Consider the following 19,723-nt stretch of genomic DNA (forward strand, 5'->3'; position numbering starts at 1 on the left):
GCGATCAGGCGGGATGAGGGGGCGCGCTCGTTCGATGCACGCGGCGATGACTCGTGACCAAGGATGCCGCCAGCATGAGTGCCATCTCGCAGAGGAGGCTTCCCAGGGCAGGCACAACCGCCAGAGGGCCAGCAACCTGCAGAGCCGTGGATGCCGCCAGCGCGTCATTCTTATAGCCCGCGGCCAGCGCCGCCGCGGGCCGCAGCGAACGCGCACGCCCGACGAACAGCACCCCCAGCCCGACACTCAAAGGCACCCGCGACGCGCCGGCCAGTAGGGCCAACAGGATCACGCCCGCTGACACGACCCCACCCGTCAGCGCGGCGTTGATCGCGCTGCCGAAGACGTACGTGGTGATGGTCATGCTCACCGCGACGATCGCCGTACGAACGTGCGCGGGTACGCGCCGGATGAGGCGTCCGAATACTATTCCCAGCGTGCCAGGAATGATGAGTCCCACGAGCATCGCGACGATCAGGCGCCCGATGTCGGTCGCTCCGCCGAAAATCACCACAGCGAGCACAGGGGTGATGATGAGACCGCACAGGTAAGCCAGAAGAGCGAAAGCCGTGATGGTCGACGGAGCCGTGCGGGCCGCCGTCGCATAGGCGGGCAGCCCCGCAGCGGTTGGCACGATGGCGAGCCAGATGAGCCCGATCGCCAGCGGGGTGGACTTCACTGAGTCGGGAAGGAAGATCCACGCTGCCAGGTAAGGAACCGTCGCTGCCGCGTGATGAACCACCAGCAGCCTCACGGCATCGGAGCGCTTCTTCGTATTAGTGAGCCAATCCGGGCTGAGGCCGCCGACAGCGGCCAGCGTCTGCGCGAATATGGCCGGCCAGAGGATCAGATTCGTGTCGAATCCGGCGGGGATGACGAGTCCGGAGCCGAGCCCCATCACCATTGCTGCAAGCAAGATGAACGTCGCCATGAGGCTTTTCACCAAAGACATGCGACCCCCGAGTGGTAGTACCAATCACTCTAGAGCCTCGGTAGCGAGAATGCTATTCGGCGATCAGCTCGACGGACACGTCCCACAGCCGAGCCGCGGCGACGGGGTCGAGAGCGTGCGGCACGACCCCGTGCAGGCCATCGACGATCTGCGTGACGATCGCGGCGGGGTGGCAGTCCTCGAAGTAGACCGGAGCGCCCGGGGTCAGCGGTGCCCGGGTGGCGACGAACACCGACGTCGCAGCCCCCTGCGCCGCCGATTTCGTCGGATAGCGTCGCTTCATGTCGGCGAGCACCGCCGGATCCCAGTGCCGCTGGAGGTTCGTCCAGATTCCGCCGGGCATGACGGCAGCGGCCGTGATGCCGTGAAGCGCCCATCGCTTCGTCACCTCGAGTGCGAAGAGGACGTTGGCCGTCTTCGACTGCCCGTAGGCGAGTCCGGCGTCATAAGGATCTCTGTCGAAGAACATGTCGTCGAAACGGATGCCGCTGGAGGCGTGACCGCTCGAGCTGACGGAGACGATCCGGGCGTCTCCGGCCTCGATCAGAGCCGGGAGCAGAGCCGTCGCGAGCGCGAAGTGACCCAGGTGGTTGACCGCCATGTGCATCTCCCAACCCCTCTCGGTCCGGAGTTCGGGGACGTGCATGATTCCGGCGTTGTTCACCAGCAGACCCAGCGGTCCGGACCATCCTGCGGCGAAGTCGCGCACGGAGACGAGATCTGCCAGGTCGAGTTCCGCGACGCGCACATCGCGGTTACCGGTCGACGCGCGGATGGACTCTGCGGTGCGCTCTCCTGCCGAGATGTCCCTCACCGCAAGGGTGACGGTCGCGCCTGCGGAGGCCAGCGCTCGTGCGGTCTCGACGCCGATTCCTGAACTGGCACCGGTGACGATGGCGGTCCTGTCGCGCAGATCGAGCCCGTCGACCACTTCCATCGCCGTGGAGTCAGCCCCGTAGGCAGCGGACATCAGCCGACTCGCGTGCTGGCGATCCCGCCATCGACGTCGAGGACCGTGCCGTGCACGAACGCCGCCTCGTCCGATACGAGGTAGCGGACGCCGAAGGCGATGTCCACCGGTCGGACGGGCTGTCCCGCGACCGTGACGGCGGTCATTGCGGCCAGTACGTCTGCGCTTCCGGCGTTCCCCGGCGTGCTCGTCACGCCGGGCGCCACCGTGTTCACACGCACCCCGCTGGGGCCGAATTCCGCCGCCCAGGTGCGGGTCATCTGCTCGATCGCGGCCTTCGACCCGGTGTACATGGCTCCGAACGGAACGCCGACCCGCGACATCCACGAGCCGATGTTGACGATCCACCCGGCTCCCCGGCCGGCCATCGCGGGCGCCAGTTCCCCGACGAGCACGTGGGGCGCGCGCACATTGATCGCCAGCACGGCGTCGAGGTCGGCATCGCCCAGTTCCGCGGTCGGTGTCGCGGGGTAGATGCCGGCGTTGTTGACGAGGATGTCGACGCGGCCACCGAGCAGTCGCGTCGCTGTGGCAGCGAACTCGCGCACTTCCTCGTAGCTGCCGCCGAGATCGACGGTCACGGCGTGAGCGACGCCACCCGAAGCGGTGATCCGGTCCGCCACGGCCCGGGAGCGAACCGCATCGCGGCCGCTGATGATCACGGCGGCGCCCGACGCCGCCAGCATCCTGGCGATCGCCTCGCCGATCCCGCTGCTCGAACCGGTGACGATCGCCGTTCGCCCGGACAGGCGATGGTCGGTGGGGAGGGACGCGAGGACTTCTTCGTTGGACTGCATGGTCCATTCCTATCACACGCTGGACCGAACGGTCCATTCGTCTAGAGTGGGGTGATGGACGGGACGAAGATCACCGAGCGGGGCCGCCTGACCCGCCAGCGGATCATCGAGGCCACAGGCGAGCAGATCCTCGCTTCGGGAATCGGTGGCACCACGTTGGACACGGTGCGGGCTGCGACGCTGACCAGCAAGAGCCAGCTGTTCCATTACTTCCCCCACGGCAAAGCCGAACTGGTGCGCGAGGTCGCCGAATGGGAAGGGCGGCAACTCTGGGAAGCCCAGGAACCCGAGATCGACGATCTCGGCTCATGGGCGTCGTGGGAGCGATGGCGCAGCAGGCTCGTGGACTACTACATCGGCCGCGGCCGCTGGGCGTGCCCCATCGGATCACTCGCGACCCAGGCCGCCTTGACCGACCCCGACCTGGAGCGCGCGATCGCCGCAAGCATGCAGGCCTGGCGCGAAGCGCTGGCCGCCGGGGTGCGCCGCATGCAGGAGGCCGGCACAGTCGACAAGACCGCCGATCCCGACCGGATCGCGACGGTCATCCTCGCGGCGATCCAAGGCGGGCTCATCCTGAGTCAGCCCGAGCGGTCGGCCTGGCCCCTGGAGGCGGCTCTCGACAGCGCCCTCGCGCCGCTCCACATGGCGATCAACCACGAAAATCGGTGAACCGCCGCTGACCCGACGACCTCACTCGCGATGGAAGCGGCGATCGTCGTTCGCGTAAGCGTAGTAGAGGCCGATCAGGAGCCCTCCGCCGACGTAGTTGCCGAGCAGGACGATGCCGAGGTTGCCGAGGGCGGGTCCGACGTCGATACCCTCCTGCAGCCCCACGATCGAGAACAGGACGGTGTTGGCCACCGAGTGCTCGAAGCCCACGAACGCGAAGACGAAGACGCTGGCGATCATCACGAGCATCTTGCCGACATCGCTCTTGATCAGCCCGTTGTAGACGAGCAGCATCGCGAGATTGATCATGAAGTTGCAGAAGATCGCGCGCACGAACAGGTCGCCCCATCCCGCGACGCCTTCGGCGAGATACGACAGCTTGTGGTCGACGGCTTGCATCATCTCGACGCCGACCTCGCCGTCGCCCAGCGTCGAGAACCTGACCAGGACCGCGACGAACAGACCACCGACGATGTTGCCGGCGTAGCAGAGCACCAGGATGCGCATGAGGCGCCACCACGCCGCACTCCGGTAGTACGCACCCACCGTGACGATCATCATGTTCGACGTCAGCAGTTCGGATTTGCTGTAGTAGATGAACACCAGCGCGAACCCGAACACCACCGCGCCGACCATGTGACCGATGCCGTCGAGCTCCCCTCGCGCAATGTCGTCGAAGGCCGCGAGGACCGCGTAGTAGGTCAGGTACATCACGCCGATGATCGCGCCGGCCATGGCCGCACGCATCAGGTAGATCCGGATCAGGGCACCACTCATGACCGTCTTGGTGTCGAGCGCGGTCAGCACGGTCGAAATGAACTGCTTGCCGGGGAACAGCTGACTCTGGTCGGTCATGCGGCTAGGTTGTCACGGATCCGGAGACGCCTGCGGGTGTTCCTGAATCGGGAGAAGACGGGATCGTCGTTCGGGGCGGCGGTCGAGGCGGTAGTGGCGCGTCAGGTCACGCCGTTGCGTGCGCGGGCCGATAACGCAGGGCGATCGCACCTGACCGGAACTCCCGTCGATCCACCAGCTCGAGCTGGACACGTTCCTGCAGACCGGCGAGCAGAGTCGGCCCGTGTCCAGCGAGGACCGGCTGCACGACGAACTCGTACTCGTCGATGAGGCCCCGCTCCGCCAGCGCGAGGGGGAGTGTCACTCCCCCTACCCACAGACCCGCGCCGGGCTCCTGCTTGAGCTGCCTCACTGCTTCACCCACATCGCCTCGGAGCAGGTCGGCGTTCCAATCCGGTGCCTCCAAGGTGCTCGACACGACGTACTTCTTCGCCCGGTCGATGGCCTCGGCGAACGGGACCTCCGACTCCTTCATCCAGTCGGGCCACACGCCCGTCGGCGGCTTCCGCCACGCCGACTCCATCATCCCGTAGGTCACACGGCCGAAGAGAAGAGCATCCGCCCGTTCCATCTCCGTCGTCCAGTGGCGCATCGACTCCGCGTCCGGGGAAAGACCCGCCTCGTGGTGGACGCAGCCGTCGAGAGTCACGTTGATCGAGTATCGAAGCGGTCTCATCCCGTTACCCCGTTCCACGGACGGTCGCGTGCCATGGCGAAAGATTATCCCCGCAACGGAGCGTTCGAGCCGCCAGATGAATAGGTACGCCTGCGGGCTGAGCACGGAACCGCCGAGTGGCAAGCGGGCCTGTCAGCAATCAGGTCACCGTTTGGACGGGTCGGTCGCCGAGCGGCGCGGCTTCTTCGCCGCGCGGTGCCGAGCGGAGCGCCCTGCTCTCGTGAGCCACAGCTGCAGCAGTTCATCGTCGTCGATGTCGGATGGCGCCAGCGTGACGTAGGTCTTGCTGGGCGGGTCGGTGGGGGTGTGCCGCATGGGTTGAGCGCCGGGCCGAGCGAGGAGTTCATCTCTTTCTGCACCCTCGACCTTTATCCCGAACCCGCCCGGCGACAGGGAGACGAAGGGCAGTTCGTCGGCGTACCCGATGAAACCGCCCATCATCGCCCGCGTTCGTACGGGGAACGGCAGAGTGTCGCTGATCTCGATGAGACGCCTGCGGAGCGCGTCTACGGAAGGGTCGGTCACCGGCCCGGGCCGTCATCCGTGTCGAGCGGCGCAGACACGTGTTCGTATGTGGGGTTCTCGATCACGCCGAAGATGGAACCCCCGACTTCGGTCACCGTCGCGACCCGGATACCTCCTCCGACATCGGTTGCCCCCTCGCGCACCTTCGCTCCCTGCTCGAGCAATTGCCGCAGTGCGATGCCGACGTTCGCGACCCCCCAGTATGTGATCGGGCCATCCTCAGCCGATGCTGCCGGACGGAGGGCGAGTTCGTATCCCTGAACGAGGAAGCCGACATAGAAGGACTCGTCGAAGTACGGGTCGTAGCCCAGCAGCGCCGACCACCACTTCTTCGACTCAGCCAAGTCCGGCGCAGGGTAGATGACCGTTCGAAGGCCGAGAAGCTTCATGACAGCCTTCCTCTTGCAATGACATGATCGGCGAAGCGAAGTCAGTCGAACTGTAACGCCGCGGACCGACATCGGCCGCGCCTCCGAATACTCATCTCAGTGATCGGGCTACCGCGGTAACGAGAGCGGTCGCCCGTGAACATCCGCTGCGTAAACGGCAGGCGACGCCGGCTCACACGTGTTGTAGGGATCGCTCGATGATGTCTATCGCCTGGCGATGATTCCGGCATCTCGACGACGAAATGTCCGCGGCGACTAACGGCGGGCCGCGGGGGAAATGTCCAACGAGGGGCCATTGCCACCGACCACGCGCAGATTCAACAATGGTCGGCGGCAACCAGCGAACTCATCCGACAGCGATCACGTTCCACTGCACCCCGAGATCGCGCGCGATGGTGGCGAGTTCTAGCGACGCGCGAACCGCCGCGCGCTCTCTAGTTGGAACTCTCTTCAAATCTTGTTCCATCGCTCTGTCTTCGACGTCAGCGCTAGCTCGATCTCGAGCACCAAGTTTGGACTTCCGCGAATCGACGATGGTGCGGACGCTCTGCACCTCCGTCGCCTCACGCAGTACAGCTTGCGCGTAATCCTCAGATCTTGGCGCGTGGAGAGCGGCTGCTTCGGCGCGGTCCATGAAGTCCTCACCGCCCTCTGCAGGTGTGAGGGTGCCGCTTGGGTTTGGCTTGCCGGCGTCGGGGCGACTCCGTTGGAATGTCCATCGACGGTGGTAGGGGTCGACTCCGCTCGGGTCAACCAGCTTCTTTGGTTCCACAAAGACTGAGTTCTCCAGTAGCCGGTCAGCGCCGAACACTCCGTACAAATCGGACTTAGTCCAGACCGTCGGGCATGCGTAGCGCACGAGCGCGCTCAGGCCAAGAGACGTCGCCAGGTCATCAAGGGCGGTGATCTGATCAAAGTGATAACCACCGCCCTTGACGTTGCTCTCGGAGACGGTGAAGCGAAGGAACTCCTCTTTTCGCGGCCACAGCGAGGATCGGTGGCCGGGTTTGAAGTGTTCAGGACGTTTGTACTGCAGGAACGTGTTCAGAAGTCGAGTCGACGGAGCGAGAGGCATCTTTAGTTGGGCTAACTGGGCAGGCGTCGCTCCCGGTGCGCCAGGTGTCGCGCCGAATAGCCTCCTGTGGAGGCGGGTGTGCGGCCCGACGTGGGTCGCAAAGTCGAATCCGAGTGTCTTCTCTAGGACTTGCCCGGGGCTGAACACTTGGACACTGCGCCTGCGAACGATTTGCTCGGTAACAAGGGCGACGTTCGCAAGCGTCTCGAACTCTTTCTCCTCAAACTCCGACCACACTGCCATTCGCGCGCCACTCCCTCGGGCGGGGATGCCCGCGAGAGCACGCTATCGCGCGGGAACCGTCCGGAACGCCAGTCAGAGGCTACGAGACGCCACCCGGTACGTTGCTAGAGAAGCAAAAGCATCGGAGGGGTCATGGCGCGATTCGGCGGGAACTCTGACACGAGACTTCGACTCGAGATCTCATCCGGGGGCCCGGGCCAGCTGCAGTACGTCGCGTTCCCGCTGAGAAGAACCCAGGTCTCACCCACAGAGTACGTCGAGACGACAGCTCGGCACGTCCTGCTCGAGCGGTCAGCATCGGAGGGACTAGTCACGACCTACCCGCTGAATACCCTCGAAGGTAGCGAGCGCTTTTTCCAACCGAAGTACTCCAAGCTCGAAAGGATCACCTTCGAGCATTCGTCGGCCGGGTCGGTCGATAACCCGTTTGAGGAACCGGGTGAACCGAATCTGTTCGGCCCTGAGACCTTTGACGTTGACGACTTCTTGGAGTCGCTCCCGCCTGGGTTTGTGAAGGACCCTCAGTACGGCCTGGGGCTGCTCAAAGACAACAATCGGCTAGTGCGACTGATGGAAGATCACAGTCAGTGCACGGAGCTGAGGATTGTGCCCGGGGCAGCCATGAAGGTCGATGGGCACGTGTTCCGCATGGGGCAAGATGCGTGGGACAGCCTCTGGTCCGAGATCGTTCGGATCAATAGTCGAGGCAACGTTGCGGCGAGTCGCGTCAAGGACTCTTTCGTCAATAACCATCTTGCGGATGCCCTCGGGCTTAAGCTGTCCAGACCGAGCCTCGGGCGACTTGCAATGACCAAGCTGATGACCAGAGCGGCGAACGGTGAAGACACCCTGTCTGATGAGGATCAGGTAGAGCTTCTGGCAGTGATGCAGACTCAAGCGCGCGTGGCGGCCGAGGTAGCGCCAGATACCGTAGTCGCCCTTCAACGCGATCTCGAATTGGTGAACCTCGACCGCCTAATCGAGCGCTTCGAAGTTGATCTCGAGAAGAAGTACGGCGAGGAACATTGGCAAGTGTTCTTCGAAGCGAACGCCTTCGCGCTCCAACAGGTCTTCGGCTCCCCGGTAGTCAGTGTGGTATCGAAGGCATCCGTCGGTGGGACCAAGCTCGACGGCACAGGAAACAAGATCGCTGACTACCTCGTCAAGAATCCGTTGACGGCGAACGTCGCGCTAGTTGAGATCAAAACCCCCGCGACGAAGATCGTGAAATCCACCGCCTACCGGGACGGTGTCTTCGGCATCACTGCCGAGCTGTCGCAAGCCGTCACCCAAGTCTTGGACCAGGCGCATCAACTGAAGTTGCACTTCGCGAACGTGAAGAGCGATTCACGCCAGTACGACCTCGAGGCTTACTCGATAAGGTGTTTCGTTATCGCTGGGCGTCTGCCGTCGTCAGATCAACCCGACAGAACGAAGTCTCTTGAGCTTTTCCGGGGGAACTCGAGGGCTGTGAGCATCGTCACCTTCGATGAAGTGCTCGCGAGCCTCAAGCTCTTGCGGGATCTGCTCACTGAAGAATCTCCCGAACCACAGCCGGACGCCCCGGCAGCCTGACAGAACGTCGTTTCTGTCTGGCGGAAGTACGCGCACTCGACGAGGGCGCAAAGCCTCCGCCCGAAGCGCGGCGAGGGCTTCTCACCTAACCGCACATCATTGACCGAGCTGAATCACGACTGCGCTCCTGCCAGCGTTGTCGGGGCAGTTTCGGTTCTCGAATCGCCAGGGTTGAGAGCGCGGACTGTTGGCACCTCAGCTTCTGGGAGGCGCATGAAGCTCGCCACGAGCTCCGCCATCTGGTTAGCCGCTTCGCGGGCCTCGCCATTTTTAGCCCACGAAGAGAACTTCAGGGTGAGGTCGGAGTCCTTAGTGATCACGTCCACGGTTGGCGCTTTATCTCCTCGGTCAGGCCGCCGAACGTATCGAATGTCGTCGACATCGAGCTCGATGTCGATCGCGCCCACTCGGCGCAGAGAATCCTGCTTGGTGACCAGCACCCGGCGATCCGTAATCGCCACCCAGCCAGCGCCGAGGCCAGGCACGTTCCAGCGATCGCACGTTGCGTCCGCAAGGGCGAGTACCCGCTCGCCGTCCTCAAGCCGCAAGGGCAGGATCCGAGTCAGCTCGTCGGGGATGTTGTCCTCGAAGACGGTAATTGCCGGTAGCACCAGCGGAAGGGGCTCGCTCGGGGCCTCCTGACCACGGATTGCCGCCAGCGCCTGCTGCAGCTGACGCACCATCCTTGTTGCGTCCTTCGCCGCGCGCGCGGTGCCGCCGATCTTGAAGGTTCTCTTGCCCGGCAACTCGTCGATGACCGCGAATTCGCGAGCGAGCTGATCAAGGAGCCAGTCGGTCTCATCGAGAGTCTTTTCATGAAGAGCCTGTGTGTTTGCGACCAGATTCTTCAGCAGCTGCGCGTCCTGCGGATCGGACCTCGCACTCTTCAGCAGGTGTCCCGCGCGCAGGGCTTGGTAAACAAACCACGACGTCTGTGCGAGCAGGAGCGCCTGTACGTCCGCGATGATTGCCTGCCCATTGTCGGTCAGGTACTGCTGACGTTCCTTGTGCCCAACCTTCGACCGCAACTCCGCGACGTGTTGGCGGGCCGCCTTCTCGAACACATCCCACTGAGTCGACAGCTCCCCTTGGTAGCCCCGGACCTCGGTGAAGACGGCATCTGTGACCTCACCGATCTGGCGCGCGTGGTCAAGCTCTCTCATCAGAGTGTTGTGATAACCCGTCACCGCCGACCACTGCTCCTGCCGGACTACCTGCAGCACCTTCGATGTGAGCTCGAGGTTGTGCTTCGCGACGTTGGCGATCTGATTGAGCTGAACCTGGATCACCATAAGCGTGATCGCAGGTCCCATCGCAGCCACGACTGACGCGGTAGTCGCCGCGGTCGCAGGTAGCCATCTCACCTGAGCGGCGAACTTGCCTCCGCTGGCCAGGGTGCCCAGGTTCCACCCGTCCTTGACTATTGGGGCGGCCGTCTTTAGCGCCTGAAGTGTCTGCGGAGCCAACCGGACGAGTCCTTGTGCTTGCATCGCGGCGTTGACTCCCTGCGCGGCGATGTTCCCGAAGCCAACGGCGGTCCCGGCAGCGGTTGACACGGCACTGCGCGTTGCGGGATCCATGAATGAGAAGGGAATCAGATCGACACCGACAGGCACGTGGTCACCGAAAAGCACGGCGAGGCCGGCTTCGAATTCGATGAGGGCCGTCGACGGCAAGTTCTCCGCGGAGGGCTCCTGTTTGCCCTCGACGTCCGACCGCACAACGACTTCGTCACTCATATGTGTCCCGCTCCGCTCGCCCATTGATAGCGCCATCGTCTCAGACTCTTCAGACAATGACGGCAGCCGGCAACTGAGTGCGCCGGGCTGCCTCATCAACACTGGTGCGACCGAGCAATCTCGTGGGTGCCATGCCGCGCCGGTCTTCTCAGGACGCTTGCAAGGTCAGGGCGTACCGTCAGTCTTGAGCGGAGGCAGTCAGCTCCATCATCTTCCGCGAGTACGTCTCGCCATCGATCTCACCCTCGTTGTATTGACGCATGAGTTCGTCAATCTTCGACTTGAGCTCTGCTCGTTCCATCTCTGACTCCGGGTTCCTTAGATTCTTTCGACCGTCAACGTAGAGCAAACCCTGTCTCCTTGGCACGCGAGTATTGCGCTCCGCGTCGGATCTGGACTAGTCGTTCATCTCGTCCTCTTGCTCGCACCAGTGTTCGCCGTCATGGCCAACCCCCAGCCGGCAAAACACTCCGCCATACTTCTTGCGGCCTTGCGGGAAATACAAGGCGTTGCACCAGTCGTCTGAACCAACCACGGATACTCCCATCTGCTCCAGCTCGGGGTCTACGACAGCATCCGGGCTTCTTGCAGTAGCGATGGCCCCGGTCCAAGCAGAGCCGAGCCTATTCCACTCAGTGGATTCGATAGGTCCGGCGGGGGCCGCCAACCATCGACGGCGCAGGCGAAGTCGGCAAGATGAGTTCCTACGCGGGTATTCGTGCATAGCGAACCAGCGGGGACTGCCATACCAACTAGGCCATATTGAAGTGGGATTCTGGCGACGGCGAAGCGCACCAGACCAGAGGACGCCTCCTGAAGCGACTGAGCGGGTTAGCTATCCACGAACCTGGGGCTGGCCCGGGCGGCTTGTCACCTTCTAGTCTTTCTTCCGCCGCGGAATCAGAGCGTTCCACTCTCGACCATCCACAGTCCCGCTCAAAGCGAGTGCGGTGAGCGTGACTGTCGGAGTGTTGTAAGAGTTGGTAAGTAGGAGCGCATAACCGCCGTATCCGAGTAGGCGCTCTTCGATGAGCTCGGGCTTGGTGTCGTCGGGCAACAACTGCCGACCGATTCGTCTGCATTCTTCGACGAACGCTTCGACCTCGTCGTTCTCGACCCCGTCGAGTGCACTCCAGACTGTGGGAAGCGACTCTGCTCTCGTTCGAATGTAGGTCGTGACGTCCGAGATCCCGAGCTCTCGGAGAACATCGGCCGTGGCGGTCGCACCAGCTTCGAATCCGGTCTCCCAAACCAACGCCACCTTGCGCGCCTTCAGAATCTCGCGCTCGTCCTCGGTGAGCGTGACTGTGCGCCTCTCATTCGTCTCTTTGCCGCCGTCCAACCCCATATAAGACTGGAAGATCCCCTTGGATGAGCGACCCAGCCCGACGAAGTCATCAACGAAGACGATCGGCTCCGCCGAGCGAAGCGCGTTGACGATGTCACTCAACTCGTAGCCGGTGTCGGGTTCGGAGTCCCGCTGGAAGTAGCCGAGAACGGCGGATCCGTCTTTGTTCTCACCCATCGGGACGTAATGCGCGCCGGCGAATTCGGGATGAGCTTCTTCAAACTCTCGCAGTGCTTCATTTGCGGCATCTCGATCGATCATTCGGATGCTCTCCGCAACTCGCAGAGCGTTCATGTGGTGTCGCTCGGGGAACTGCGCCGCCCAGCCGAGGATCCGCGTCTCATTGAGAGTCGAACCGCTGGGACCGGGCGACGTGACTCGATGCGTCGGCCCCATGTACCCGCGAAGATTGGTCAGGGTGCGTGCGACCCGCTGCTTGGCTTCGGCAAGCCCGAAGATCGTCGGTAGCGGTGCGAGATCCCTCGGGAGGTCTTCGAAATAGCCTTGGGCCTCGAGCTGGCGCCTCGTGTTGGCAAGCGCTTCCCCGCCCATCTTCGCGTAGTTGTGCATCTGCTGCGGGATGCGAACGTCGTAAAGCATCCTCGCCGTCACCTCTGCCGCGATGTGAACGAGACTGGCGATCTCGCGTGGGGCGAATACGTAACCCACGTCCTTGGTATTGACGTAGGCGTCCGCCCACGGACGGTTTTCAGAGCGTTCTTTCTCCACCGGAATGAGATGGTTGCTCTCGTCCACGAGGTACGCACGCGATTGGTCGTACTGAGACCCGCGCCCCGCTGTTGAGGGCGGGTCGACTCGAATGTAATGGTGCAGGTTTCCCACGCCGATCAGGTCGATCTGTTGCCGATCGTTCAACAGGGTCCCAATCTTGTCGACCTGCTTCACCGTCGCCGCGACGAACGCCGCACGTTTCTCGGGCTTCTGATCGAGTTCCCTAATGAATTGTTCTCTTGCTGCCTCATGAACGGTGTCGTCACGATACGCATCACCCGGCATCGTCGCGGCGAATGCGAATGCGCGACTAAAGAGGTGTCGATCGCGGATGCGGCCGAGGATATCCCTGGCCACATCCAGATCGGGACCACCGACCGGGTCGCCCGCGTCCCGGTTCAGGCGTTCGAGGTCCTCGAGTGTGAGTTCGACGAATTGGTCGTCCATCATCTTCAGCGGCATCAGTGCGACATCAGGACCCCAGACTGGGAGGAGAATCTGCACGGTCGCACCGACCATGGCTTCCACGGCGCGTACCTTGTGGTGACGGTAGACCTTATCGAACATAAGGCTCCTGTTGAGCGAGACTTCATCGAGCGCGCTGGCCCCCGACCGTGCGATGCCGAATACGTTATGGCCGCCAGCAGACTCACGAATTCCGGATGCCCGCGCCATTTGCTCGGGGAGCTTGTCGGTGGAAACTGTGACGGAACGAACCTTTTGTGTGAGCCGAACGACGTCGGTCACTACCGGAACGCCACACATTCGGGCGTCCCGGGGCATGTAGTCGAGCTTGTCCGCATCAAATGGTCCGCTGATGAGCTCGTGCAAGATGGGCAGCGAGTTGCTGACCCTCTTGCCCGCGACGATTCGGGCGATCGTCCCGCCAAGGTTGGTCGGCGGCTGCTTTGACGTTGCGCCGTAGGCGGCTGACAGCAGTTCTTCTACGGCGGGACTGGCGATCATGAAGTAGGCCGCCATCTCGGAAAGTTGAGGCTTTGATGACCGTCGGATCTGCTTACCAAACTGAACACGAAGGTCTTCCGTTGAGTCCTCTCCCCAGAGCGCGTTCTCAACCACGTGCGACATCAGCCCATGTCCGACGTCATGAAGGAGGCCTGCAAGTCGCAACGTGTCCGTCTCGTCTCCACCAATGACCGACTGGCCGTCCTCGGACCGGTTGATGCTACCTACAAGCTGAGAAACCTGGTGCATCACTCCGAGGCTGTGTTCGAAGCGCGAGTGGTTTGCGCCGGCGTACACCAAGTGGACAACTCCAAGTTGCCTAATGCGCCTAAGCCGTTGCACTAGCGGACTATCTAGGACCACGACCTCTTGTGGCTGAACGACGATCGTTCCCCACACGGCATCGTTGAACTGCTTGGCTGACCGGCGACCTGACCCAGGGCCTTGCAGCCAATTGAGGTAGGGCCGCAGGAGTTGTTCCGACCACTGCTCGATAGCGCATTGGTATTCAGCTACGTTGCCGCTGAAATCGATGGTCTCGTCGGAATCGAACGACGTCATCGGGACTACGCGTATGCGTGATAGAGCTTCTTAAACCGCGCAGCGAGACGCAGGTATAGGTCTGGCCCTCCTGGGAGTGACTCCAGATATGGTGCGGCCTCTTGTGGAGTCGACAACTTCATCCGCATGTTCTCGAACGTTGGGTTGTCCAAGCTGATGAGTCGTCTCTGCTGAGCGCTGGTAATGCTGTCCCTGATGTCCGGTGAGTCGCCGTGCAGCTCATCGACCATCAGCCAAAATCTCACGTCCACGTTGCCCTGGTCCGCGGCCCACTGCTCGAGGTCGCCGAACACGGCAACAACTGCCTCGTAGAAGTCCGTGTCAGTGATCGTGACAACGTGGATGCCCTCGGCGGCGAGCCCAGACAGCAGCCCGGTCATGAAGTCATCCAAAGTGATGCGGACCCGTGCCGCGGGACGTTCGAGGGTGTTAGGCATGGTCACCGTTCTTCCAGTCGAGCCACATCAACGAGGCTTCTACGAGATGGGTGGAGGGCACCGCGGAGCGTCGTTCTTGCCACCGTAGCTTCTCCTCCCGACAATGCATAGCGTCCATCCATGGAACTAAGACGCTCTCTTCTGCGCGGACTCCGTGCCGCGGTCTGGCAGCGGAACCACCTCACCGAGCAGCTCCTCAGCCCAGGCATCCACGGGCAAGGTCACCATCCGAAACGCCTGCTGGCCAGGGTTCCGAACGATCGCCTGAAGATCGTCCCACTCCCCGATCCTGAACAGCTCCGCGCCGTCCCAGAACAGGTGGTTAGTGCCAAGAAGGGGGCGCCACTCGCTGTCCAGAAATGCCTTCGCTCGACGTAGCACCGAGACCGGGCACCCCGCGTCACGCAGCACCTTGATGGCGCGCGCGAGTACGGCGTCTTCGATCGTCCAGAGGCGAGAACGCCGTCGCCCCGGGTTGTCGCGGACCGTCGGTGTAACCAAGCCTGTGCGCACCCAGTAATCCACGGTCGACTTCGGCACGCCCGCGATCCGGCAGATCACGGCGGTCTCGATACAACCATCGGGACGAATCTGGGACACACTCCAGTGTAAAGGCTAAGCCAGGTTTAGTGATATAGCCCCGCCGAACAAGCGCGATGGGCGCCGGCGGAAAGGAGCGCACAGCGGTGAATTCCGATAGCTCGACTCCGATCTGGGGCGGTGTCGGAGTCTTCTGCCACTCGGCACTGAAACGAGGCAGTTCTCACCCCGCGCTGATCTGGGGCTATGCAGCTGAGTGGAGGACTGATCGATTGGGGCCAGCATGAGCAGCATCGTTGGTGAGCGAGGAAATGCCATCACCGTCGCGAGCGCGAGTACGCCGGCGGGACCCGTGCCTCGCTAGCAGAAGCTGCGGTGTTACCCACTGGGCGGGAGGCGCCGTGCTTCAGACGCGTAGAGCAAGGACGCATCCCGCTCGAGGAGGCCGACGCGGAACTTTACCTGCGCTGTGGAGTGCCTCGAGGATAAATCGATCTGTTCGTCAACTTTGATCCCAGGCCTCCACGAGATACCAGGCTTCGTCCTCCAAGGCCGAGATTGCTTGGACTCCAGCCCCGGCAAAGTTGGTCTTGATCTCCGCCCCCTGAGCGTAGAACCGATACGGATAGCCGCCATCCTGCAACATCCGTGCCCGCCCTTCCTCCGAAGCGGTGAGCAGATGATCAACCCAGGTTCGGTACGGAACGTGCGCAATCTGCCGAGACGTCAGCGTGCTGACGAAGTTTTCGCGCTCCTTGAATGGGAGATTGCCGATCCGTTGAAGGTCTGCCTTGCTGACGTTGGGGGCGAGTTCGTACACGCGTGCGTCGTATCCAAGCATCAGCCGATCCTCTCCGATCGATATAACGGTACCGACCGACGGGGAGGACATGGCTTGTCGTTGGAGATGACCAAATAACCGCTAGTACGCGTGGCTACGGCGACATGAGCCGCGAACATGATCCGGCTTAATCGCGCATCGCCTCAAGCGCGCCATTGATCGCGTGGGTCGCAGCGACGAGCTGCGCAACAGATTGATCGGGCGCCTTCACGTATCGATAGATGAAAGACGGAGCGAAGTGACCGAATCGGTCACGCGGCATGATTCGCCCGTCGGAGGACGCCAGGATGTCATACAGGGGCGCGAAGTCGAACAGCTCCGGGTGTGCGGTAGCGAACGCTTCTCGGGCGCTCTTCCGCTCATCAGAGCGTCCCTCCAGATGCGGCAAAACCGCGCAAAGCCGGAACTGGCCCTCCTGGTATTGCCACCCGGCTTCGATCTGAACGTCTGCGACTCTAACGTGACGTCGCCATCCGACAAGGGGCTGGCTATGGCTAATGTCCGACTCAGTCCATCCCACCCCCGGTCCCTCGTCTTCGAGCACGGTCTGCACGCGCCGCGCTCGGAGCTTTCGCAACGCGGTGCGGGTCTGGTTCGAATCGATCTCGGCCAGCTGTGAGCTGTCCAGCCATGCGGATTCCTCACGGGAGTGCACAACTGTGGTGTCAAGCAGCGCGCTCAGCAGTCTCACCACCCGCGAGTAGCGCCTGACCGTCTCGACCTCGTATGCGCTGTCGTCGACCTCAGCGAGCGCGAGATCGATGCGTTCGGCGAGCTCTTGATAGCTCAGGTAGGTCCAACCTTCGACATCCTCCCGCGGTGGGGACATGCTGAGCAGCACATGCTGGGCCGTGGCGCCCTTCCAACGTGCCGTCTTGACGCGGTACTCATCAAGCTGTGCTCGTTGAGGGAGTGAGAACACCTTGTTCTCAATCACCAATGGGGCCGCGCTCGGCCACCGGAGGACGAGGTCGAGATTCTCGCTCTCTCGCTCGACGGTCCGCGCGACCCCGTCAGCAGTGGCATCCGTGACGGTGAGATCCCGGAACACCGGATCGGCGAGGTCCGGAAGCGCGTCAAAGAACCAAGCAAGAAAGTTGCTGTGAAACAACTCGCGCTGGCCGTACATGATTCGGGCAAGCGGCTCAAGATTCAGCTCGCGCGCGATTGCTCGGACCGGCTTTTCCTGAGTCGGCGGAATCCCACCGAGGTAGAGACGTACCGGATTCGCCGCGCCCCGTGGCGGGGCAAGTCGCTCAATGCTCGTGCCGACGACGCCGAGGTCCGGCGCTGGGGCCCCAGTGAAGCCCCAGCGCCCGTCGTCACCGCCCGGGTGCCAGCTCTCGATTCGATACGCGCCGCGGACCACTCCGCCTGCTACGCCGAGCGCATAGACCGCGCGCGATCGGGTCTCAGCGCCAACACGCCAATTCTTTCGGGTGGCTTCATATGTTGCCTGTTCAGCAGCACCCGGCGACCATGCTCGGTTGATCACAAAGATCACCGTCGGTTCGAAGATTGCGGGAATCGGATCGAGGGCTCGCACGATCGAAATCTAACTGCTCGAAGCGATGACGCGCCGCGCAGGCGTACGCACGGAGTACAGCGCGTGGCTCGCCCATGCTCGCGCCTCCGTAGTCCGTTGCGTGTACGTGCGGTAGTTGCGACGCTTGAAACCAAGGACGACGCTGTGGACATGCGGTTCAAAGTGGTGGTGACACGCGTTGAGACGGTAGAGCGGTGGGTACCCGCGGCTGACGAGGACAGCGCGATGCGGAAGGTGGAGGAAGAGTTGCGTCGCCCTTTCGCTTTCGTTGGGCAGTGGGAAACGCAGGCCGCTGAGGTTCGTGTCGTGGAGGCTGCGCAGACCGCGGCAATCCAGCCGATTGATCCAGCCGACCCGCCAGCCCGCTTGCTTGCGCTCAAGGACGCTGCGCGATCGCTCGGGATCAGTTATTCGACGCTGTACAACCTGGTCAGACGAGGAGAGGTAGAGCATACGAAGGTCGGCTCGCGATATTTCATGTCACGTGAATCTATTGACTTGTTCATCCGGACGAACACGACCAGCAGATGACGATCGGATAGTCTGCCGGTAGGACGGAGCTGCTCGGGCCTCGGGGTTATCCCCGGGGCCCACTCTCTTTCCCGGGCAGTCTTGATCCACCCGTAGAATTGGATTAGCTGGCCTCTGTAGCTCAGTGGAAGAGCCACTCCGTCCTAAGGAGAGGGTCGGGGGTTCGAATCCCTCCAGGGGCACAAAATCTGGTGCGGATCAGGGCTTTAATCGGTCGACTAACCGCGGGACCTGCGCTTCAGTTACGTCCCCTTTTCCATGGTTCGCTGGGCCACGGTGTGTCAGCCATCGCCTCGTTGAGTCTTGTCGCGACCATGTCTAGATCGTCATCGAACAAGTCGGCGTAGGTGTCGAGGGTCATCGCCGCGGAGGCGTGCCCGAGCATGCGTTGCACGGCCTTGACGTTCGCTCCGGCGCTGATCGCGAGGGATGCCGCCGTGTGACGCAGATCATGCGGGGTCAGCCGAGGCATAGACGGATCCATAATGTGCGCACGGCGAACCGCTGTCGCAAACCAGCTACGTTCGCCACTCTCCTTCTTCATATGCGTGATGCCGTTGCCAAACAGGAGCCCTTCAGGCCCTTTTCCCGCGCACGCGGCATTGATCATCGGATCGAGCTTCGCGGGATAGGGAACCAAACGGCGTTCGTGCGACTTGGGAGTGCCGACATGAATCTCCCAGCGCACCAACACGGCGTTTTCCTCGACGTTGAGCCGGCGGCGCGAGGCGTTCACACTACGGACTCGCAATGCCGTTGCCTCACCCCATCTCAAGCCGGTGTAGGCGAGCACGCGGACAAGGGTCGGATGCGCCGAGCATTCCGCGAGGATGCTCACCTGTTCGTGCGTGAGATAGACGCGGCGCTTCCCCTGCGTGCGTCGCGGCAGGTTGCGCACATTGCGCGCGGGATTGCCGCGGAGCCGGTGGTCGTCCACGGCGACATCGAGGATGCCTGCCAAGACCCCGAGCGCGCGGAGCACAACTGCCCGCGACCGGCGAGATGCCAGTTCAGCGACCCACGACTGCACCTCCGACCGCTGAATGGAGCCGAGCTCGCGGTGAGCCCAGACCGGGGCGACGTGGGTTCTCCACGACTGCTCGAGCCCTGCGAAGGAAGAGGGCTTCAGCATCGGCGGTCGCTTCGACCTCAACCAGCCATCCGCGAGGTACCCCACGGCCAGCTTCGCCGCCGCCGGATCGATGTAGTCGCCCCTTGCCTTCGACACCGTTACGGAGGCGAGGTAAAGCTGGGCGTCAGCTATCCTCGCGAACCCACGCCTTTCAGTTCGCGTGCCATCAGGCCTGGTGTAGCGAACACGGTAGCGGCGTCCGTGGGTCGACTCGTACGGGGAGATGAAACCCATCATGAACCTCGCTCAACAGTGCGTTTCGTCAACACCGATCCCCCACATTAGCCATACCGATTAGGCCATACCAGAGAGGCCGTTTCGGAACGCTTATGTGGTGGCAAAGCGCACGGGAGCAGAGGGCGACGCGTGGACCGGCTACGCCAAAGATCTCGCTGCCAACCTTCGACGTCTCCGCGAGGAGGCTGGACTGAGCCAAGAGGACGTCGCATACCGCTCCGGCCTTACCCGCTACACGTACCAGAAGTATGAGAAAGGCGAATCGAAGCCAGGGGCGCCGGCGAACCCGACGATTCGAACGCTGCTTGCGTTGTCGCAGACGTTGGGCGTATCTCTCTTGGATGTTCTGCCGGCGAAGGTTCCGGATCTTCGCCTGCGCTGATC

The 19,723-nt window shown here is 62.6% G+C and carries 19 protein-coding genes and 1 tRNA gene; 5 read left to right on the plus strand and 15 right to left on the minus strand.

Features of this window, described 5'->3' with window-relative positions:
- Positions 1 to 4: 4 nt before the first annotated feature.
- From ACFM35_RS11430 to ACFM35_RS11440, 3 genes are all read right to left on the minus strand, one after another.
- The gene (locus ACFM35_RS11430; protein ID WP_378842097.1) at positions 5 to 931 is read right to left on the minus strand and encodes a hypothetical protein; all 927 of its coding nucleotides are present in this window, start codon (positions 929 to 931) and stop codon (positions 5 to 7) included.
- A 73-nt stretch (positions 932 to 1,004) separates the two neighbouring features.
- Positions 1,005 to 1,922 carry an SDR family NAD(P)-dependent oxidoreductase gene (locus ACFM35_RS11435; RefSeq protein WP_378842099.1) on the minus strand — a complete coding sequence of 306 codons (918 nt, stop codon included), beginning with the start codon at positions 1,920 to 1,922 and terminating at the stop codon, positions 1,005 to 1,007.
- Complete coding sequence (locus ACFM35_RS11440) at positions 1,922 to 2,719, minus strand: SDR family NAD(P)-dependent oxidoreductase (protein ID WP_378842101.1); 798 nt, start codon at positions 2,717 to 2,719, stop codon at positions 1,922 to 1,924. The genes ACFM35_RS11435 and ACFM35_RS11440 overlap by 1 nt, the downstream gene beginning before the upstream one ends.
- A gap of 54 nt (positions 2,720 to 2,773) precedes the next feature.
- Between ACFM35_RS11440 and ACFM35_RS11445 the strand changes: the two genes are divergently transcribed.
- A complete protein-coding gene (locus ACFM35_RS11445) occupies positions 2,774 to 3,391 on the plus strand; it encodes a TetR/AcrR family transcriptional regulator (RefSeq protein WP_378842103.1) in 618 nt (205 codons plus the stop codon).
- Between the two features lie 21 nt (positions 3,392 to 3,412).
- Here ACFM35_RS11445 and ACFM35_RS11450 read toward each other — a convergent pair whose 3' ends face one another.
- The 5 genes from ACFM35_RS11450 to ACFM35_RS11470 form a co-directional block, all read right to left on the minus strand.
- Positions 3,413 to 4,246, minus strand: coding sequence for a formate/nitrite transporter family protein (locus tag ACFM35_RS11450; protein ID WP_378842106.1), 834 nt, complete (start codon positions 4,244 to 4,246; stop codon positions 3,413 to 3,415).
- Between the two features lie 106 nt (positions 4,247 to 4,352).
- On the minus strand, positions 4,353 to 4,922 hold the full coding sequence (locus tag ACFM35_RS11455) for a dihydrofolate reductase family protein (RefSeq protein ID WP_378842108.1): 570 nt from the start codon (positions 4,920 to 4,922) through the stop codon (positions 4,353 to 4,355).
- A gap of 144 nt (positions 4,923 to 5,066) precedes the next feature.
- Positions 5,067 to 5,447, minus strand: coding sequence for a TfoX/Sxy family protein (locus tag ACFM35_RS11460; protein ID WP_378842110.1), 381 nt, complete (start codon positions 5,445 to 5,447; stop codon positions 5,067 to 5,069).
- Positions 5,444 to 5,836 (minus strand): VOC family protein, encoded by a 393-nt coding sequence (locus tag ACFM35_RS11465; RefSeq protein WP_378842112.1) that lies wholly within the window; start codon positions 5,834 to 5,836, stop codon positions 5,444 to 5,446. Before ACFM35_RS11465 ends, ACFM35_RS11460 begins: the two co-directional genes overlap by 4 nt.
- A gap of 346 nt (positions 5,837 to 6,182) precedes the next feature.
- Positions 6,183 to 7,154 (minus strand): hypothetical protein, encoded by a 972-nt coding sequence (locus tag ACFM35_RS11470; protein WP_378842114.1) that lies wholly within the window; start codon positions 7,152 to 7,154, stop codon positions 6,183 to 6,185.
- A 132-nt stretch (positions 7,155 to 7,286) separates the two neighbouring features.
- Between ACFM35_RS11470 and ACFM35_RS11475 the strand changes: the two genes are divergently transcribed.
- Positions 7,287 to 8,729 (plus strand): Shedu immune nuclease family protein, encoded by a 1,443-nt coding sequence (locus ACFM35_RS11475; protein WP_378842116.1) that lies wholly within the window; start codon positions 7,287 to 7,289, stop codon positions 8,727 to 8,729.
- Positions 8,730 to 8,842: 113 nt separating this feature from the next.
- On the opposite strand, the gene ACFM35_RS11480 is transcribed toward ACFM35_RS11475, so the two are convergent.
- The 6 genes from ACFM35_RS11480 to ACFM35_RS11505 all read right to left on the minus strand — a co-directional run bounded on the left by ACFM35_RS11480 (position 8,843) and on the right by ACFM35_RS11505 (position 17,439).
- On the minus strand, positions 8,843 to 10,468 hold the full coding sequence (locus ACFM35_RS11480) for a hypothetical protein (protein WP_378842118.1): 1,626 nt from the start codon (positions 10,466 to 10,468) through the stop codon (positions 8,843 to 8,845).
- An 877-nt stretch (positions 10,469 to 11,345) separates the two neighbouring features.
- Positions 11,346 to 14,075 (minus strand): HD domain-containing protein, encoded by a 2,730-nt coding sequence (locus ACFM35_RS11485; RefSeq protein ID WP_378842120.1) that lies wholly within the window; start codon positions 14,073 to 14,075, stop codon positions 11,346 to 11,348.
- 5 nt (positions 14,076 to 14,080) lie between these two features.
- A complete protein-coding gene (locus ACFM35_RS11490) occupies positions 14,081 to 14,455 on the minus strand; it encodes a hypothetical protein (RefSeq protein ID WP_378842122.1) in 375 nt (124 codons plus the stop codon).
- Positions 14,456 to 14,638: 183 nt separating this feature from the next.
- Positions 14,639 to 15,112, minus strand: a complete 474-nt coding sequence (locus ACFM35_RS11495; RefSeq protein WP_378842124.1) for a helix-turn-helix domain-containing protein — start codon at positions 15,110 to 15,112, stop codon at positions 14,639 to 14,641.
- A gap of 442 nt (positions 15,113 to 15,554) precedes the next feature.
- Positions 15,555 to 15,893 (minus strand): hypothetical protein, encoded by a 339-nt coding sequence (locus tag ACFM35_RS11500; RefSeq protein WP_378842126.1) that lies wholly within the window; start codon positions 15,891 to 15,893, stop codon positions 15,555 to 15,557.
- A gap of 127 nt (positions 15,894 to 16,020) precedes the next feature.
- Entirely contained in the window at positions 16,021 to 17,439 is a 1,419-nt protein-coding gene (locus tag ACFM35_RS11505; RefSeq protein WP_378842128.1) for a PD-(D/E)XK nuclease family protein, read from the minus strand.
- A 150-nt stretch (positions 17,440 to 17,589) separates the two neighbouring features.
- Between ACFM35_RS11505 and ACFM35_RS11510 the strand changes: the two genes are divergently transcribed.
- Both ACFM35_RS11510 and ACFM35_RS11515 read left to right on the plus strand, forming a co-directional pair.
- Complete coding sequence (locus ACFM35_RS11510) at positions 17,590 to 17,970, plus strand: helix-turn-helix domain-containing protein (protein WP_378843008.1); 381 nt, start codon at positions 17,590 to 17,592, stop codon at positions 17,968 to 17,970.
- A gap of 110 nt (positions 17,971 to 18,080) precedes the next feature.
- Positions 18,081 to 18,152 (plus strand) — tRNA-Arg (locus ACFM35_RS11515).
- 56 nt (positions 18,153 to 18,208) lie between these two features.
- Here ACFM35_RS11515 and ACFM35_RS11520 read toward each other — a convergent pair.
- Positions 18,209 to 19,336, minus strand: a complete 1,128-nt coding sequence (locus ACFM35_RS11520) for a tyrosine-type recombinase/integrase (RefSeq protein WP_489672264.1) — start codon at positions 19,334 to 19,336, stop codon at positions 18,209 to 18,211.
- Between the two features lie 100 nt (positions 19,337 to 19,436).
- Here ACFM35_RS11520 and ACFM35_RS11525 point away from each other — a divergent pair, with 100 nt between their 5' ends.
- The gene (locus ACFM35_RS11525) at positions 19,437 to 19,721 is read left to right on the plus strand and encodes a helix-turn-helix domain-containing protein (protein WP_378842132.1); all 285 of its coding nucleotides are present in this window, start codon (positions 19,437 to 19,439) and stop codon (positions 19,719 to 19,721) included.
- The last annotated feature ends 2 nt before the right edge of the window (positions 19,722 to 19,723 follow it).

The organism is Microbacterium songi (genome assembly GCF_042747925.1).
Classification (GTDB): domain Bacteria; phylum Actinomycetota; class Actinomycetes; order Actinomycetales; family Microbacteriaceae; genus Microbacterium.